Here is a 17,598-nt window from a genome sequence, read left to right on the forward strand (position 1 = left end):
ACACCAAGCACGCCCCGGACGCGCTGACGGTGATCATCCTGCCGCGCTGCAGAACGGCAGGGTGGGCGTGATCAGGTGTCCGAGGCGCGCCAGCAGCGATTCGAACTGCAGCGGGTGCAGCGGGCCGAACAGCGCAAGGACCAGCAGCGTGGTCGCGCCGCCGAACAGGAACAGCGGAAAGTGCATGCGCGGCAGCTCGCCACGCAGTGCGACGAACACCACCAGGCCGATTGCGCCGAGCATCATGCCGAGTATCAATTCGATGATGCTGTGCGCATGTAATGCATAGCGGCTCCAGGCGATCAACAGTACCCAGAAGACGGCGCATGCAATGACGACGAGTCGCAACCACAGGGGACGACTACGCCCGGTCAGCAGGCTGATGCCACCGTAGACGAACAGGCTGAAGCCGGCATGGCCGCTGGGGCTGTGCAGGCTGAAATGCGGCAGCGGGCAATTGAGGAAATAGGCTTTCAGCAGCGTGATCGCGCCGATGCCGACGGCAAAGCCGGCCAGCCACGCCAGGGCCGGACGGCGACCGCCGACATGGGCCAGCCACAGCAGAATCAACAAGGTGAGCGGCAACAGGACGGCGCTGTTGCCGAAGGCGGTGAGATCTCGAAGCATGGAATCGGTGTGAGCGCGACGATGGTCGCGCCCGCACACGATACGGCAGCGCTGTACTCGATGTATACGTCGCTCAGGTGCCGGATGATGGCGTCGGTCCCGCGGCCGTCAGCGGCTTGCGTTCACCGTAACGGCGATCCAGCCACAGGCGGGCGGCGAACATCACCGCCAACGGTCCGAACCATGCCAGCAGGTGCGCGCTATCGGCCCAGGCCGCCGGCAGCAGACGATTGAGGCCGATCGACAGGAAAGCGATGTGCGTGGCGACGCCGTTGCCGAGCATCGAGCCGTAGTGCTCGGTCAGCCACCAGTGTGGCGACAGTGTCCGGCGCAGGAAGCGCACCATGCACAGGCCGCGATAGATGCCGAACGCCGAGAAGCCGATCAGCAAGACCTGGCCAAGGTGCAAGCCGATCGCCAGCACCACGAGACTGCCGAGCAGCGTCGCTGCCGTGAGCGCGCGATACCAGCCGCCACGATAGGCATTGGCGTCGCGCTTCAGGCGCAACGATCGCCAGCCGGTCAGGCATGCGGACGTCGTCAGTAGCAGCAGCAAGAACAGAAAGGTCGCGGTGATGATCTGGCCGCGCAGGCCGAGGATCACGGCCATCGGCAGGGCGGTGGCGCCGATCCCGCACATCGAGATGAAGAACACGCGGCCAGCGCGCACATGCAGCCAGCCGCCCTTGCGTGCCAGGCCTGCTGTCCAGAACGACAACAGGGCACCGGTCCCGGCGATGACGTGCAGCAGCAAGAGGGTCTGGTACATGAGGATCTCCGAGGCGGCGAGCGGGAACGTGGACCGCGAATCAGGCGGCGACGGGGGTGGTTTGCGGATCGCGTCGATGGACCAGGCGCAAGCGCAGTGCGCGGCCGAGCATCGAGCCGCTGAGTGCGCCGTAGGTGAAACAAACCGCGAGCATGAAGTCCGCGTCGTGACGCCACGCCGGGTGGATCGCCATCGACACGGCGACGCCGTACTTCACTGCGAAGATCAGCAGCATCAACGCCAAGGGCGCATAGCTGCCCGGCAGATGAAAGCGGCGCGTGGTGGCGTCATACCGTGCGCCGCGGGGCGCGCCGAGGCTGCGCAAGCTCAGCGCCATCGCGCCGAGGCCGGCGGCCCAGCAGGCCAGCGCTGCAGGGTGGACGCCGAACGTCGAGCAGACCCCGAGCAGCGAGAGCACGACGAATACCCCAGGTAGCAGGAAGGCACGCGCGAGGTGGATGTCCTGCGCGCGGCGCATCGCCAGGCCGCGCTGGATCAGCACGGCCAATGCGATCCAGACCCAGATCGGTGTGTGGCGGACGATGTCGAGTGCCATGACGCGGCTCCTGTTGTTGATGACCTGAGCCCATTGTCGGCAGCCGTGGCGCGCCGCGGCAGATGACAAATGACACTTTGGGGGGTGACAAAACGCACTCCCGGCGCCGCGCGTCGCGCTCCTATACTGCGGCGATGGAACCCGATTCGACTGCGATGTTGCGGACCCGCTGGCTGGCGCCGACCGCGCCGATGAACATTGCGGTCTACGTCACCTGGGGGGTCGTGGCGTTGCAGCCGCTGCTCGGTGCGGCGCGCGGCACACTGAGCCTGACGGGGCCGACCGCCGTTGGACTCGTTGCCTTGCTCAGCACCGTTCCGCTGTGGTGGTGGCGCACGCGTTGCAGCGGCGGCCAGAGCCGCGCCGCGCTACTCCTGGTGGGCCTGCAGGCGCTGGCCGTGCTGTGTGCGTGCTGGGGCCTGCGCAATGGTGCGATCCCGATCCTGCTGATCATCGTCGCGGCGCAGCTCGGCGCCCTGTGCCCGATGCGCAGGGTTGCCGGCCTGATGTTGCCGGTCAATCTGGCGCTGCTGCTGATTCTGGCGCAGCGCTGGGGCTGGAGCGACGCCGTGCAAAGCGTGCTGTCGACAGCCGCATTCCAGACCTTCGCGGCGCTGATGACGGCCTATGCGCATCGCGCCGAGGATGCGCGCGACGACATGCTGCGCATCAACGGCGAACTGCTGGCGACGCGCCAGCTGTTGCTGGAGAGCACGCGCGGCGAAGAGCGCCTGCGTCTGTCGCGCGAGCTGCACGATGTGGTGGGCCATAAGTTGACCGCGTTGAACCTGTTGCTGCGGCTGCAGGCGCGCGACAACGGCAGAACCCCGGCGCTGGACGATTGCGAGCGGTTGGCCGGTGAACTGTTGGCCGACGTACGCGGCGTCGTCAGCACTTTGCGCGAGCACGACGGTATCGATCTGCATGGCGCGCTGCAGGCCCTGGTACCGGCCATTCCGGAGCCGCGCGTTGTGCTCGATCTGGCGCCGCGGGTGCGGGTGACAGGGCTGGCGCAGGCGCAGACGCTGCTGCGTTGTGCGCAGGAAGGCCTGACGAATGCGATGCGTCATAGCGGCGCCGAACGGGTGACCATTCAGCTGCGGGAGGCCGACGGCGGCGTCGTGCTCGAAGTCGACGACGACGGCACCGCCCGTGCGTTGCCGACGCCCGGCAACGGGCTGCGTGGCATGCGCGAGCGGGTCGAGGCGGTCGACGGACGTCTGGATTTCACGTTGCGAGCGGGTGGCGGACTCGGCTTGCGGGTCTGGTTGCCGCAGGCGGTGGCGGCATGAGTGCGACGGTACGCATCGCCCTGGCCGATGATCAGGCCCTGGTGCGCCATGGTTTGCGCGCGCTACTCGAAGGGCTGGGCGGCATCGAGGTCGCGGTCGAAGCCGAAGATGGCGCGGCGCTACTGCAGGCGCTGCAGCATCAACGTGTCGATGTTGTCGTCAGCGACGTGCGCATGCCCGGGCACTCGGGGATCGAGGTGGCCCGCGCACTGCGTGCGCGCGGCGACTACACGCCGGTCTTGTTGCTGACCACCTTCGACGAGCCGGCGCTGATGCACGGCGCGCGCAATGCCGGCGCACAGGGCTTCATGCTCAAGGACGCGGCGCCGGAGGAACTGCAACACGCGATCGCGCAGCTCGCCGCCGGTGCCACATTGTTCGCGCCGGTCAGCACGACGAAACTGGCGAGCGTCGCCGACGATGCGACGCCGGCCCACCTCACGGCGCGCGAGGCGGATGTCCTGCGCCTGGTCGCCGGCGGCTATTCGAACAAGGAGATCGGCCGCACGCTCGGCATTTCCGACGGCACGGTGCGCAACCACCTCACCGACATCATGGCGCGTCTCGAGGCACGCGACCGTACGCACGCGGTGATGAAGGCGATCGCCGCGCGCTTGATCTGACGCCGGCTCAGATGCCGATGCGCTGCAGGGCGCCGTCGATCAATGCTCGCGTCAGCGCTTCGGCATCGAGACCGCGCGCCAGGGTGCGGCTCAGCGCCGCCGCCTGACCGGCCCACAAGGACTGAAAGTCGCCGCTGCCGCCGGCTTCAGTGGCGGCGCGCAACGGGGCCAGCGCCGTGCCGGCCAGCGGAAAAGGTGGCGCATCGGCGCTGAGCGGACCGAGTTCGCGCATGACGCGATTCATCAGCCCGCGCGCCGGTCGGCCGCTGAAGACATTGGTCAGCGCGGTGTTGTCGTCGCGGGCCGCCGCCAGCGCGTCGCGATGCAAGGCGGCAATGCGCGTCTCCGGTGTATACAGATAGGCGGTGCCGATCTGCACCGCGGCGGCGCCGAGCGCGAACGCCGCGGCAATGCCCCGCGCGTCGCCGATGCCGCCGGCGGCGATGACCGGGACGTCGACGGCATCGACAAGTTGCGGCAACAGTGCGAACAGGCCGGGCTGCGTCGCCACGTCGTCGCTCAGAAACAGCCCACGATGACCACCGGCCTCGCTGCCCTGCGCGATGATGGCGTCGACGCCGCGCGCGGCCAGCCAGCGGCCTTCGGCGACGGTGGTCGCCGAGGCCAGCACCTTGGCGCCGCTGGCTTGCACACGGGCCAGCAGTGCCGCGTCGGGCAGACCGAAGTGGAAGCTGACCACGCCGGGCTGCAAGTCCTCGACGAGCGCGCAGGCCGCATCGTCGAACGGCTGGCGGTTGGCGCTGCTGACCTGCGCGTCGGTGCTGATGCCGAATTCGGCATAGTAGGGCGCTAGCCTGGCTTGCCAGCGCGCGAGTGCCGCATCGGCGTCGTGCGGTGGCGTGTGGCAGAAGAAATTGAGATTGAGCGGCGCCGTCGGCAGCGCCGCGCGAAACGCCGCCAGTTCGGCGCGGATCTGCGCCGCTGACAACATCGCGCACGGCAGCGCGCCGAGCGCACCGGCCCTGGCCGCCGCAATCGCCAGCGGTGCGGTTTGGGCGCCGGCCATCGGTGCCTGAATCAGCGGATGTTCGATGCGCAGCAAATCGCTGATGCGCGTGTCGGGCCATCGAGTCATCGATGTCTCCTGAGGTGGCGCCGGCCGGGGGTGCCGGCGCGCGCATCATCGCAGACTCGGCGCCATACGGACGGAACCCGGCGCGGCATACAAGGTCAAGGTTACGATTCGCCTTTCGAATCAGAGCCGCCGAGCCGTCATGTCTGAAATCCTGCTGAGCCCGCACGAAGCCCGCGTCGTTGCCGTCCTCGTCGAGAAGTCGATCACCACGCCGCAGTACTACCCGATGACGGTCAACGCGATCATGCTCGCGGCCAATCAGAAGACCTCGCGCAACCCGGTCATGAGCCTCAGCGAGGGCGATGTCGGCAACGCGCTGAACCTGCTGGAAGAACGCAAGTTCGTCGGCCGCGACAGCTTCAGTTCCCGCGCGCAGAAATGGCGTCAGCAGTTCCTGCACCAGATGTTGCTGAAGCCGGCCACGCAGGCACTGCTGGTGACGCTGATGCTGCGTGGCCCGCAGACCCTGGCCGAGTTGCGCAGCAACGCACAGCCGCTCGGCGGTCCCGGCGACGAGGACGCGGTGCGTACCGCGCTCGACGATCTGAGCGATCGCGCACAGCCGCTGGTGGCGACGCTGCCGCGTGCGGCGGGCCAGTCGGCAGTCCGTTACGGCCACACCCTCTGCGGTGCCGAAGCCTTTGCCGCGGCGGCCGAAATGGTTGCGCATGCGCCGGAACGGCGCGCCGAAAGCGGCGGCCGGGTCGATGCCCTGGAAGCCCGCGTCGCCGCGCTAGAGGCCAGAATTGCCGAGCTTGAACAGGCGCTTGGCGTCGGTACCGCCGATAGCTGATGCCGCGCGGCAGCGCTTGGCAAAGCCTGTGCATGTCAAAGCGGACATGTTCAATCGCGGTCCTGCATGGCGCGCTACCAGACCCGCATCGGTGCTCGCGGTTACCACTTTGATGATCTGAAAGCTGTCATGGCCTGCGCGTCGCCGCGACGCTCGGGCGACGAACTGGCGGGTCTGGCCGCGGCCGACGACGAAACACGAGTGGCGGCGCGCGAGGTCTTGGCGGCGCTGCCGCTGCGGCACTTTCTCGACGAGGCGCTGATTCCGTACGAGGCCGACGAGGTCACGCAGCTGATCGTCGACACGCATGACGTCGAGGCGTTCGCGCCGGTCGCCGGCATGACGGTCGGCGAGTTCCGCGACTGGCTGCTGTCGTACGCGGCGACGCCGGCCGCGCTCAGCGCGCTGGCGCCGGGCCTGACGCCGGAAATGGTCGCCGCGGTGTCGAAGCTGATGCGCAATGCCGACCTGATCGCGGTCGGCGCCAAGTGCCGGGTCGTCACCCGTTTTCGCACCACGCTGGGCTTGCCTGGTCGGCTCGCCGCGCGCCTGCAGCCGAATCATCCGACCGACGATCCGCTCGGCATCGCCGCGTCGACGCTGGACGGCCTGCTGTTCGGCATGGGTGACGCGGTGATCGGCATCAATCCGGCCGGCGACTCGCTGCCGGAAACCGTGCGTCTGCTGCAGATGCTCGACGAACTGCGCATGCGCTTCGCGATCCCGATGCAGTCCTGTGTGCTCGCGCACGTCACGACGTCGATCCGCGCCATCGAGCGCGGCGCGCCGGTCGACCTGGTGTTTCAGTCGATCGCCGGCAGCGAAAAGGCCAATCGCGGCTTCGGCGTCGACCTTGCCGTACTGCGCGAAGGCTACGACGCCGTCAACGGCCTGCAGCGCGCCGGCATCGGCGCCAACACCATGTATTTCGAAACCGGCCAGGGCAGTGCGCTGTCGGCCGACGCGCATCACGGCGTCGATCAACAGACCATGGAAGTGCGCGCCTATGCCGTCGCGCGCGCATTCCGGCCGCTGATCGTCAACACCGTGGTCGGCTTCATCGGCCCGGAATACCTCTACGACAGCAAGCAGATCATTCGCGCCGGCCTCGAGGATCATTGCTGCGGCAAGCTGCTCGGCCTGCCGATGGGCGTCGACGTTTGCTACACCAATCACGCCGAGGCCGATCAGGACGACATGGACACGCTGGCGACGACGCTCGCCGCCGCCGGTGTCACCTTCCTGATCGCCGTGCCCGGCGCCGACGACGTGATGCTCAACTATCAGAGCCTGTCGTATCACGACGTGCTCGGCCTGCGGCATCTGCTGAAGCTGCAGCCGGCGCCGGAATTCCAGGACTGGCTGGCGCGCATGGGCTTGCTCGACGAACAGGGCGCGCTGCCGCCGCCGAAGCCGAACGCGGTGCGCCAGTTGTTGGCGCTGCACTGAATGGCGATGTGTTCCGTCTTTCCTGCCGTTCACCCCGAGTGCCACGCGCAGCGTGGTGTATCGAGGGGGTTCAGCGCGGGTCGAAAGCTGCCGATCGCGAGGCTGCTGCCATGAGCGACGCGCCGGCCGAAAGTCCGAACGATCCGTTTGCGCGGCTGCGCATCGCCACGCGCGCGCGCATCGGCCTCGGTCGCGCCGGCGATGCCTTGCCGACGCGCGCGCTGCTCGACTTCCAGGCCGCACACAGTCGCGCGCGTGACGCGGTCCATGGCGTCGTCGACTTCGATGCGATCGCCGAGCAGCTCGACGCACAAGGCTTGCGCAGCCTGCGCATCCGCTCGCAGGTGACCGACCGCGCGAGCTATCTGCGTCGCCCCGACCTTGGCCGCCGCGTGTACGTCGACGATCTGCCCACGCTGGAGGCGGCGCACGGCGATTACGACCTCGCGTTCGTCGTCGCCGATGGCCTGTCGGCCGCCGCCGTCAACGCACACGCGGCGGCGCTGATCGGCGAGACCCGCGCCCGGCTTTCAACACTGACGCTGGCACCGGTGGTGCTGGCGCAGCAGGCGCGCGTCGCGCTCGGCGACGAGGTTGGTGCCGTGCTCGGCGCGCGCATCGTCGCGCTGCTGGTCGGCGAGCGGCCGGGCCTGTCGGTCGCCGACAGCCTCGGCGTCTATCTGACCTGGGCGCCGCGCGTCGGCCGCAGCGACGCCGAGCGCAACTGCATTTCCAACATTCACGCCGATGGCCTGACGTATGCGCAAGCCGCCGACACGCTGGCGTGGCTCATCACCGAATCGCGCCGCCGCCAGCTCAGCGGTGTGCAATTGAAACTCGACGCGGCCCCGACCGCCGTGATCGAGGCCGCCACACCGTAACGATCGAATACGCCAAGGGAGCGTAGCGCTGGGGCCGCGGTGGGGATCGCGGCCTCCTTTTTGTGGCCCGCCGTTCCTGGCGGTCACTCCCGGGGGCCATCGCTGCGCGATGTCAAGAAGTTCTCCCGGAAATATTGATGCCGGCATCGTGTGCCCGAGTGCCGGACGGGATCGGCCCGTCCGGTGCCCGAAGTGTGTTCAAGCTGCGATGCGCTCGCCGACGGACAGCGGCCGGAAGTCGATTTTCTCGCGCACCGCGCAGTTCGGGCACGGCCAGTCGGCCGGCAGGCGCGCCCACGGCGTGCCGGGGGCGATGCCTTCGTGCGCGCAGCCGATCGTTTCGTCGTAGACGTAGCCGCAGTTCGGACAGCCGTGGCGGACGGCATCCGCCGTCGCCGCGACATCGGCCGGCTGTGCATCGGTCCCGGTCGCCGGCGCCGGCGCCGGCGTCGCCGCAGTCTGCCAGCGGGCCAGCAGCGCCTCGCGCTTCGGGGGGTGCAGATTGGCCTGTCGCAGATCGCCGCGATGATGCCCGGCGACACGCTCGTCCATCAGCCGGAACCACAGCGGCGGCAGGTAGGCGACGAGGATCATCGACATGTAGCCGGACGGCAGCTGCGGGCTTTCGTCGAAGTGACGCAGCGCCTGGTAGCGCCGCGTCGGATTGGCGTGATGATCCGAATGGCGCTGCAGCTGGTAGAGGAACAGGTTGGTGACGATGTGATTGCTGTTCCACGAATGGCGCGGCGCGCAACGCTCATAGCGCTTCGTCCGTTCGTTGTAGCGGCGCAGCAGGCCGTAGTGCTCGATGTAGTTGACGACCTCGAGCAGGCTCGCGCCGACGAACGCCTGCACGGCAAGAAACAGCAGCGCCACGGGGCCGAGCCAGACCGTCAGCGCACCGAACAGCACGGCCGTCATCGCCCAGGATTGCAGGTTCTCGTTCGCAAGGCTCCAGGCCGGCTTGCCGTTGCGCGCGAGGCGTCCGGCCTCGATCCGCCACGCCGAGCGCAGGCTGCCGATCATCGTGCGCGGCAGGAAGGCCCAGAAGCTCTCGCCCATTCGCGAGCTCGCTGGGTCGTCGGGCGTCGCCACGTTCTTGTGATGGCCCTTGTTGTGCTCGATGAAGAAGTGGCCGTAAGCGACCGGCGCCAGCGTCAGCCGCGCGAACCAGCGCTCCAGCGGATCGGTCTTGTGTCCGAGCTCGTGCGCGGTGTTGATTGCCACCCCGTTGATGATGCCGACGCTCCACACGGCGCCGATCAGCGCCCACCAGCTGTAGCCGCCGGTCGCGACCAGCCAGGTGCCGAAGATCGTCGCCGCGAATTGCGCCGGGATGTAGGCGAAGACGATCGCACGGTAATAGCGATCCCGTTCGAGATCGGCGACGACGGTGTCCGGCGGATTCGTCGGATCGGCACCGATCAGGGTATCGAGCAGCGGCAGCAGTCCGTAGATGATCAGCGGCATGCCCCAGAAGAAGACGGCATTGCCGGTCGCATAGACGAGCAGCAGGAATGACAGCGACAGGACGGGAACCAGCGGGCTCAGCAGCCAGAGATAGCGTTTGCCGTCGCGCCAGGACGACGGTGGTGTGGTCAGGGTCGTGGTGCTCATTTTCGTTTCTCCTTGCTCAGATCGCGCGGCGTGCCGGCTGTGGTTTTTGACGGCGGGTGCCGGACCGGTGCGGCGATCGTGGCCCGGCATGCCGGACGCCGACCTGTCATTTATTGACATTCGCCTGTCTTTTTCGGACAGTCTGCGGCGGACAGGCGAGGAACATGCGGCGACACGACGATCCCGAAATTCCGGCGCGCTACTACGTGCGCATGGGCGAGGTGCTGGCGGCGCGCGGCGTCGACGTCGGCGCGCTGATGCGCGAGCTGCGCATCCGGCCGCAGGCGATCGTGCGTCCGGAGGCGCAGCTGCGGCTGAGCCAGGTCGAGGCGCTGGTCGACAGCGTTCTGACGCGGACCGGCCATACCGATCTGGCGCTCGACGTCGGCCGTGCGCTGAAGCCGAGCACGCACAGCATCGTCGGCTACGCGATGCTGAGCAGTCCGGACGTCGATTACGCGCTGCGTGTCGTCGCGCGCTACTTTCGCCTGGTGATGCCGAGCTTCCGCATGCGTTACCGCGCCGAGGCCGGTCGTGCCGAGATCGGTTTCGTCCCGGTCCTGCCGCTCAGCCATCGCTGCCTGGCCTTCCATCTCGAGATGATCGCGGTGACGACGTACTGGGAGCTGCGCGAGCTGATCGGTGGGCCGGTGCCCGATTGCGTGCTGCATCTGTCGATCGCCCCGCCGGCGCATGCCGCGCGCTATGCCGAGCTGGTCGGCGCGCAATGCCGTTTCAACAGTGCGGCGACGCCGGGCCTGCGCTTCGTGTTCGCCGCCGACTTCCGCGACTATCCGCTCGCCTTCGCCGATGCCGACGCCTTGAAGATGGCCGAGGCACGCTGTGCCGCGCTCGTGCGCAGCGCCGTGGCGAGAAACCGCGTCAGGGACTGGGTCGAAATGATGCTGCGCGAGAGCGGCGGCGGCATGCCGTCACTGGCCGAGCTTGCGCAAACCTTGAACCTCTCGTCGCGCACGCTCGATCGTTATCTCAAGCGCGAAGGCTGCCGTTTCCGTGCGCTGTCGCTGCGCGTCCGTCACGACCGCGCCTGCGAACTGCTTGGCCGCGGCGAACTGAGCGTGACGCAGATCGCGCACGAGCTCGGCTACACCGATGCCGCCAATTTCACGCGCGCCTTCCGCCGCGCCGCCGGGTGCAGTCCCAGCGCGCACCGTCGCCGAGCGTAGCGGCGGCGCGCGCGTGCCGGTCCGGATCGGGCGGAAGCGTAAAATCCGCTCCGGGACGACGTGCGATCAGGGGAAGACTGTCATGATGAGACCGCTGCTGCTGGCCGCAGGCGGATGGTTCGCGGCGCTTGCGTCGCTTCAGGCCGTTGCCGGTATCGAGGATTTCAAGACCCGCACCGTAGCGCCCGCGCCGTCTCCGGCGCTGACGCAGGCGCTCGGTCTCGATGTCGCGCCGTGGCACAAGCCCGGTGCGCACATGAAGCATGTAAATCTGCCGCCGGACACGCTGCAACATTCCGCCGAGGCGGCGCTGCGGGCGCTCGATGCGCTCGATCCGGCTGCGATGCAGAACGATTTCGATCGTGCGTGGGTCGCGTTTCAGCGTGCGGCGGCACTGCGCGATGCCGGGCACGAAGACGAAGCGCGTACGGCGTTCGAGCGGGTGCTCGGCATGCCGAGAACCAAGGCGCAGGACCGGCAAGTGATGGCGGCGCTGAATGCGCTCGGCGAGCAGCAATACCCGGGCATCTGCCCTGCCGTACATCTCGGCGGCACCGTTGTGCGGCCGCAGTATCCGCGCGTCGCGGCGGAACACGGCATCGAAGGCTGGGTCGACGTGTGGATGGACATCGAGCCCGGCGGGGCGATCGCCTATGCGTTCATTAATGCGTCCAGCATGCGGGGCTTCGAAGCGCCGACGCTGGACTGGTTGAAACGGCAGCACGCGGAACCGTCCGATCCGACGCATCCGCTCGATCGCCCGTGCACAGCGAAGACCCGCGTCGTGTTCAAGATTCAGGGGGCGCCCGCCGCGTTTCCGGTCGACAGCATCGCCAACGACAACGGCTACACGTACCGTTCCATCGGCGCGGCAATCCGGGTCCGCGTCGACGCCTACAACGCGATCATCGATGCGCACGACGCGACGAATTGAACGCATCGCGCGCTCAATGCACCATCAAGAACACCTGTAGCTCGCCGACCAGAAAGCCGAGCAGGGCGCCGATCGCGATGAGGATCCACTCGTCTTCCTTGAACACCGGGCGCAGCATGCCTTCGAACTGCTCGGCGGACAGTTGCTGCATCTTGGTCGTCAGCGTGTTGCGGATGTCCATCGCGCGCTCGGCGTAGCGGTTCACCGATTGCAGCGCCTGTGGTAGTTCGCGGATCAGGCTGTCGGCGACGGCCTGCTTCATTTCCACGTATTTCTGCGAGCCGATCATCATCGACAGGATCGGCCGCGCGGCACCGGCCTGCTCGTCGACCGCCTGCATGACGTGGCGTTGCATCAGTTCGAGTACACGATCCGACAGCGGGCCTTCGAGCACGGCGATCCAGATCTTTTCCGGCGTCAGGATCTGATCGGCGATCAGGTTGCCGTAGTCGTGCGCAACCTCCTGCTGGCGGCGCAGGAACAGGCCCTGGATCTTCAGGCCCATGACGCGGCGCGGACGCAGCGGTCGGAACAACATCTGCAGCGCGATCCAGTCGCTGGCGAAGCCGACGAACAGGCCGAAGGCCGGCAGCATCCACGCCTGTTTCCAGAGGATCCAGCAGATCATCTGCACGACGCCGATGCCGAAGCCGAAGTAGAAGCCGGCGGTGCCGAAGAACTTGAACTCCTGCTTGCCGGTTTCCCAGAAGATGCGATTGAGCAGGGTCTTGTCGCGAACCAGATTGCCGACCACCATCGCCTTGAGGTCGAACAGCGTCTCGATATGGTCGCTGACGTCGCGCATGATGTCGGCGATCGTGTCGGGCAGATCGGCCTGCACGCGCTGCACGATGCGCTTGCGCACGAACTCCGGCAGCGAGTTCCACAGGCCCGGCTGGTAGCGCTCGGCGACGTCGCGGGTGATGTGGTCCATCACCTCGATCAGGTGCGGCTCCAGTTCCTTGGCGATCCGCTCCGGTTCCAGGCGTTCGAAGACTTCGCGCACGGTAATGAGCTGCGAGGTCATCAGATCGACGGAGATACCTGCCATCTTCGCCGCGTTTCGCGGGATAATGCCCTGCCAGCCCAGATACGGCGGTTTGATGCCGATAAAATTCATGGGCTGGAACATCATGCGGATCGCCACCACTTTGGTGACGTAACCGATGATCGCGCTGACGAAAGGCAGCGACAGATAGATCCAGAAATGCTGCCGGACATCCGCCGCGATGGCGTGCCAGTCGACGAGATGCCTCAACCAATCCATATGCGCTCCCCCGCGCAATGCCGGACTTCGGCTTTCTTTGCTTTGATGAACCGGATTGTGCCCAAGCTGCCGGCCGCTGCCTATCGGCCGCGGCGCCCACGGCCATGATCGCTGCGGCCATGCTCGACACGCTGCGCGCGCGGCTCGACGCCCAGCAGCATGAGTTGCTGGCGCGCGACCATGTCGGTTTTGTGCGTCTGCTGGACCGCGCACGACGCGGCGCCAAGATCGATCTGGCGCGGCTGGACCGCGATGTCGCGCAGGCCAGGCTGCGTTACGAAAATCGCGTGCGCTTGCGGCCGGAGCGCATCCGCTATCCCGAAGACCTGCCGGTGGTGCAGGCCAGGGATGAGTTGCTCGATGCGATTCGCGAGCATCAGGTCATCGTCGTCTGCGGTGAAACCGGCTCCGGCAAGACCACGCAGCTGCCGAAGCTGTGCCTGGACCTCGGCCGCGGCACGCGTGGCCTGATCGGCCACACGCAGCCGCGCCGGCTTGCTGCGCGCAGTGTCGCCAATCGCATCGCCAGCGAACTCGACAGCCGTCTCGGCGACCTGGTTGGCTACGAGACCCGCTTCGACCGCCGCGTGTCCGAGCGCTCGATGGTCAAGCTGATGACCGACGGCATCCTGCTCGCCGAGCTGGGCCGCGATCATCTGCTGACCGCCTACGACACCATCATCATCGACGAGGCGCACGAGCGCAGCCTCAACATCGACTTTCTGCTCGGCTGGCTCAAGCGCGTGCTGCCGCAGCGGCCGGACCTGAAAGTCATCGTCACCTCGGCGACGCTGGACCCGGAAAAGCTGTCGAACCACTTCGGCGGCGCGCCGATCAAGTTCGTCTCCGGACGCACCTATCCGGTCGAGCAGCGCTACCGGCCGCCAGCCGATGACGGCGACAGCGAAGCTGCGATCGCTGCGGCGATCGACGAGCTGTGGCGCGGCCGGCCGAATGGCGATGTGTTGCCCCGCCAGGCTTCACCTGGCGATGTATTGGTCTTCCTGCCCGGCGAGCGCGAGATCGGCGATGCCGCGCGCGTGCTCTCGGGCCGGTATCCGCGCGCCGAAGTGCTGCCGTTGTACTCGCGGCTCGCCGCCACCGCCCAGGACAAGGTGTTCCAGACCGGTGCTCAGCCGCGCATCGTGCTGGCGACCAACGTCGCCGAAACCTCGGTGACGGTGCCCGGCATCCGCTACGTCGTCGATACCGGCACCGCGCGCATCAACCGCTTCGCGCCGCGCACCGGTGTGCAGCAGTTGCAGATCGAGCCGGTCTCGCAGGCCGCCGCCAATCAGCGCGCCGGCCGCTGCGGTCGTCTCGGCCCCGGCATCTGCGTGCGCCTCTACGCCGAGGACGATTTCGACGCGCGGCCCGCGTTCACCGATCCGGAAATTCGCCGCGCCAATCTGGCCGGCGTGATCCTCAGCATGACCGCGCTGGGCCTCGGCGACGTCGAGGACTTTCCGTGGGTCGATGCGCCCGACAATCGCCACGTCACCGATGCCTACCGCGTGCTGCAGACGCTCGGCGCGCTCGACGACGCGCGCCAGCTCACGCCGCTCGGCCGGCGTCTGGCGCGGCTGCCGCTGGACCCGCGGATCGCGCGCATCGCACTGGCCGGCGAAGGCGGCATTGCGCAGGAGATGATCCTGGTGCTGGCCGCGGCGCTGTCGGTGCAGGACCCGCACGAAGTGCCGGCCGATGCGCAGGACACGGCGCGGCAGAAGCACGCCGCATGGCGGCATCCGCGCTCCGATTTTCTGACGCTGCTCAAGCTCTGGCAGCAGTGGCGTGACTGGAGCGCGGCGTCGAGCAACCGCCAGCTGCGCCGCGTCTGCCGCGAGCACTACGTGTCGTTCCTGCGCATGGAGGAATGGGAAGCGGTGTGGAAGCAGCTCTGCGATCTGCTCGGGAGGCGAGAGGCGGGAGGCGGGAGGCGCCAGGACGTGCGCTGGACGGATGAATATCTCGATGAGCGTTTCGCCGCGATTCACGAGGCGCTGCTCGCCGGCCTGATCGACCACATCGGCTACAAGCTGCCGGAAAAGAGCGACTACCAGGGGCCGCGCAACCGACGCTTCCGCATTCATCCCGGCTCGTCGCTGGTCAAGAAGCAGCCGCGCTGGGTGATGAGCGCGCAGCTCGCGCAGACCACGCAGCTCTACGCGCGCACCAATGCGGCGATCGAGCCGGAGTGGCTGGAGCGTGTCGCGCCGCATCTGATCAAGCGCACGATGCTGCATCCGGAATGGAATGCCACGCGCGCCGAGGTGACCGCCACCGAGCACGTCAGCCTGCTCGGCCTGCCGCTGCTGACGCGCGCGCGCCACTACGGCTCGACGCACCCGGCCGAGGCGCGCGAGATCTTCATCCGCGAGGCGCTGGTCGGTGGCGATCTGCCGCGCAAGCCGGCATTTCTCGACGCCAACCTGAAGCTGATCGAGTCGATCCGCGACAAGGAAGCCAAGATGCGTCGGCCCGATCTGCTGGCCGGCGACGAGCAGCTCCATGCGTTCTACGACGCGCAGGTGCCGGCCGATGTCTGCACCGGTGCGGCCTTGAAGCGCTGGCTGCACCGCGAGCCGGCCGCCCAGAAGCGGCTGACGATGCGTGAAGCCGACGCCCTGCGGCCGGGCGCCGACGCCAATGTCGAAAGCCTGTTCCCGGACCGCCTGAAGATCGCCGGCACCACGCTGAAGCTGTCGTACTCGCACGAGCCGGGCGAGGAGCACGACGGCGTCACCTTCCATATCCCGCTGGCGCAGGTCCATCAGTTGCCGCCGGAGCGCTTCGACTGGTTGGTGCCGGGCCTGCGTTCGGCCAAGCTCGAAGCGCTGATCCGGACCCTGCCGCAGCATCTGCGCCGGCAGGTGATGCCGGCCGCCGAATACGCGCGCGCCCTCGACGAGCGCCTCAAGCCGGACGACGGCGCGCTGCTGCCGGCGATGTGCGAGGCGCTGCAGCAGATGACCGGGGTGCGCCTGACGGCGGACGACTTCGCCACCGACAAGCTCGACGCCTATCTGCTGCCGCGTCTGCAGCTCGAGGACGACAAAGGCAAGCTGCTTGGGGTCGCCAACACGCTGGACGGCCTGCGCGGCCGCTTCAGCGGCGCGGCGCGCACCGCGCTCAATCAGGCGGCGAGCCGCGACGACAGTCTCAAGCGCTGGGCGCGCCAGGATCTGCGCGATTGGGACTTCGACGACCTGCCCGACGCAGTGCCGTTGCCGAGCGGCGCGCGCGGCTATCCGGCGCTGGCGCTCGACGGCGCGCGCGTCGACCTGCGCCTGTTCGAATCGCGCGAAGCGGCCGCGACGGCACACCGCGGCGGCGTGTTGGCCCTGCTGCTGCAGCGCATGCCGGAGCGCACGCGCGACATCGGCAAGGGCACGCGCAGCAAGCTCGGTCTGTTGGCGGTGAGCTTCAAGCTCGACGTCGAACGCGTTGCCCAGCAGCTCGGCACGCGTGCTGCCGCGGCCAGGCTGCTCGACGACGACGAGCCGATCCGCACGCGCGCGGCGTTCCAGGCCGCGCTCGAACGCCGCGCCGCATTCAGCATCGACGCGCTGGCGCGGCTCGACACCTTGGTCGGCTGGCTGCAGACCGCGCAGGCGCTGCGCAAGACCCTCGATGCCGACGCCAAAGCCTGGCCGACGCCGGTCGCCGACATGCGCGCGCAGCTCGACAGCCTGTTCGCGCCCGACTTCGTCGCCGCCATTCCGGACGCGCACTGGTCGCGCATCGCCGTCTATCTGCGTGCCCTGCAGATTCGCCTCGAACGCTTGCGCAACAAACCGCAGCGCGACGAAGATCTGACCCGGCAGGTCGCGCCGTTCCAGGCGCAGCTGCCGGACCTGTCGCACCCGGCGCGTTGGTTGCTGGAAGAATGGCGCGTGGCGCTGTTCGCACAGGAACTCAAGGCGGTCGGCCGACCGTCGGCGCAGGTGTTGCGCGACGCGCTGGTGGAGAACAAGCGATGAACTGGCTGGCGATCTGCGGAAGCCTGCGGCGGCAGTCGACGAATCTGGCCGTGCTGCACGCCGCCGCGCGGTTGGCGCCACCGGGGATTGCGGTGCGCGTCTATTCGCTGGCGGCGCTGCCGCTGTTCAATCCCGACCTGGAAGCCGAGATGCCGGCGGTGGTGCGCGAGTGGCGTGCGGCGGTCGCCGCCGCAGACGGTCTGCTGATTTCCAGCCCGGAATACGCGCACGGCGTGTCCGGCGTGTTGAAGAACGCGCTTGACTGGCTGGTCAGCGGCCCGGAGTTCGTCGGCAAGCCGGTGGCATTGCTGAACGCCTCGACCCGTGCCGAGCACGCGCCGGCGCAGCTTGTCGAAATCCTGCGCACGATGTCCGGCATCGTCGTCGAATCGGCATCGCTGGATTTGCCACTGCTCGGTACCCAGCGAGATGCCGACGCGATCGTCGTCGATCCGTCGATGACCACCCTGCTCCAGGCGGCCCTGCAGAATTTCGCGGCGACGATCGCGGCGGTGGTCTGAGCG

Annotated in this window: 15 protein-coding genes; 9 read left to right on the plus strand and 6 right to left on the minus strand. The window is 68.0% G+C overall.

What is annotated here, in order from left to right:
- Positions 1 to 33: 33 nt before the first annotated feature.
- The 3 genes from G7Y82_RS02540 to G7Y82_RS02550 all read right to left on the minus strand — a co-directional run bounded on the left by G7Y82_RS02540 (position 34) and on the right by G7Y82_RS02550 (position 1,952).
- Positions 34 to 627 (minus strand): phosphatase PAP2 family protein, encoded by a 594-nt coding sequence (locus G7Y82_RS02540; RefSeq protein ID WP_168146415.1) that lies wholly within the window; start codon positions 625 to 627, stop codon positions 34 to 36.
- Between the two features lie 73 nt (positions 628 to 700).
- Positions 701 to 1,396: a hypothetical protein gene (locus G7Y82_RS02545; protein ID WP_168146416.1), complete on the minus strand. Its 696-nt coding sequence runs from the start codon at positions 1,394 to 1,396 to the stop codon at positions 701 to 703.
- Between the two features lie 40 nt (positions 1,397 to 1,436).
- The gene (locus G7Y82_RS02550; RefSeq protein ID WP_168146417.1) at positions 1,437 to 1,952 is read right to left on the minus strand and encodes a DUF6622 family protein; all 516 of its coding nucleotides are present in this window, start codon (positions 1,950 to 1,952) and stop codon (positions 1,437 to 1,439) included.
- Between the two features lie 155 nt (positions 1,953 to 2,107).
- On the opposite strand from G7Y82_RS02550, the gene G7Y82_RS02555 reads away from it, so the two are divergent.
- Together G7Y82_RS02555 and G7Y82_RS02560 are read left to right on the plus strand one after the other, a co-directional pair.
- Positions 2,108 to 3,244 (plus strand): sensor histidine kinase, encoded by a 1,137-nt coding sequence (locus tag G7Y82_RS02555; protein ID WP_168146418.1) that lies wholly within the window; start codon positions 2,108 to 2,110, stop codon positions 3,242 to 3,244.
- Positions 3,241 to 3,867, plus strand: coding sequence for a response regulator (locus tag G7Y82_RS02560; protein ID WP_168146419.1), 627 nt, complete (start codon positions 3,241 to 3,243; stop codon positions 3,865 to 3,867). Before G7Y82_RS02555 ends, G7Y82_RS02560 begins: the two co-directional genes overlap by 4 nt.
- Positions 3,868 to 3,874: 7 nt before the next feature.
- On the opposite strand, the gene G7Y82_RS02565 is transcribed toward G7Y82_RS02560, so the two are convergent.
- The gene (locus tag G7Y82_RS02565; protein ID WP_168146420.1) at positions 3,875 to 4,963 is read right to left on the minus strand and encodes an NAD(P)H-dependent flavin oxidoreductase; all 1,089 of its coding nucleotides are present in this window, start codon (positions 4,961 to 4,963) and stop codon (positions 3,875 to 3,877) included.
- Positions 4,964 to 5,102: 139 nt separating this feature from the next.
- Between G7Y82_RS02565 and G7Y82_RS02570 the strand changes: the two genes are divergently transcribed.
- The 3 genes from G7Y82_RS02570 (at position 5,103) to eutC (ending at position 8,086) form a co-directional block, all read left to right on the plus strand.
- Positions 5,103 to 5,756: a YceH family protein gene (locus tag G7Y82_RS02570; protein WP_168146421.1), complete on the plus strand. Its 654-nt coding sequence runs from the start codon at positions 5,103 to 5,105 to the stop codon at positions 5,754 to 5,756.
- Between the two features lie 66 nt (positions 5,757 to 5,822).
- Positions 5,823 to 7,205 (plus strand): ethanolamine ammonia-lyase subunit EutB, encoded by a 1,383-nt coding sequence (locus G7Y82_RS02575; RefSeq protein ID WP_168146422.1) that lies wholly within the window; start codon positions 5,823 to 5,825, stop codon positions 7,203 to 7,205.
- A gap of 110 nt (positions 7,206 to 7,315) precedes the next feature.
- Positions 7,316 to 8,086 (plus strand): ethanolamine ammonia-lyase subunit EutC, encoded by a 771-nt coding sequence (eutC, locus tag G7Y82_RS02580; RefSeq protein ID WP_168146423.1) that lies wholly within the window; start codon positions 7,316 to 7,318, stop codon positions 8,084 to 8,086.
- Between the two features lie 198 nt (positions 8,087 to 8,284).
- On the opposite strand, the gene G7Y82_RS21645 is transcribed toward eutC, so the two are convergent.
- Entirely contained in the window at positions 8,285 to 9,703 is a 1,419-nt protein-coding gene (locus G7Y82_RS21645) for a fatty acid desaturase (protein WP_168146424.1), read from the minus strand.
- A gap of 164 nt (positions 9,704 to 9,867) precedes the next feature.
- Here G7Y82_RS21645 and G7Y82_RS02590 point away from each other — a divergent pair, with 164 nt between their 5' ends.
- Both G7Y82_RS02590 and G7Y82_RS21845 read left to right on the plus strand, forming a co-directional pair.
- Positions 9,868 to 10,890 (plus strand): AraC family transcriptional regulator, encoded by a 1,023-nt coding sequence (locus G7Y82_RS02590; RefSeq protein ID WP_168146425.1) that lies wholly within the window; start codon positions 9,868 to 9,870, stop codon positions 10,888 to 10,890.
- 13 nt (positions 10,891 to 10,903) lie between these two features.
- Positions 10,904 to 11,824 (plus strand): energy transducer TonB, encoded by a 921-nt coding sequence (locus G7Y82_RS21845; RefSeq protein WP_168146426.1) that lies wholly within the window; start codon positions 10,904 to 10,906, stop codon positions 11,822 to 11,824.
- A 13-nt stretch (positions 11,825 to 11,837) separates the two neighbouring features.
- Here the strand turns inward: G7Y82_RS21845 and G7Y82_RS02600 are convergent, their stop codons facing one another.
- Positions 11,838 to 13,091 carry a DUF445 domain-containing protein gene (locus G7Y82_RS02600; RefSeq protein ID WP_168146427.1) on the minus strand — a complete coding sequence of 418 codons (1,254 nt, stop codon included), beginning with the start codon at positions 13,089 to 13,091 and terminating at the stop codon, positions 11,838 to 11,840.
- Between the two features lie 104 nt (positions 13,092 to 13,195).
- On the opposite strand from G7Y82_RS02600, the gene hrpA reads away from it, so the two are divergent.
- Positions 13,196 to 17,074 carry an ATP-dependent RNA helicase HrpA gene (hrpA, locus tag G7Y82_RS02605; RefSeq protein ID WP_168146428.1) on the plus strand — a complete coding sequence of 1,293 codons (3,879 nt, stop codon included), beginning with the start codon at positions 13,196 to 13,198 and terminating at the stop codon, positions 17,072 to 17,074.
- Positions 17,071 to 17,595: an NADPH-dependent FMN reductase gene (locus G7Y82_RS02610; RefSeq protein WP_168146429.1), complete on the plus strand. Its 525-nt coding sequence runs from the start codon at positions 17,071 to 17,073 to the stop codon at positions 17,593 to 17,595. Before hrpA ends, G7Y82_RS02610 begins: the two co-directional genes overlap by 4 nt.
- Positions 17,596 to 17,598 lie beyond the last annotated feature (3 nt).

The sequence above is a fragment of the Solimonas marina genome, from assembly GCF_012241385.1.
Classification (GTDB): Bacteria; Pseudomonadota; Gammaproteobacteria; order Nevskiales; family Nevskiaceae; genus Solimonas; species Solimonas marina.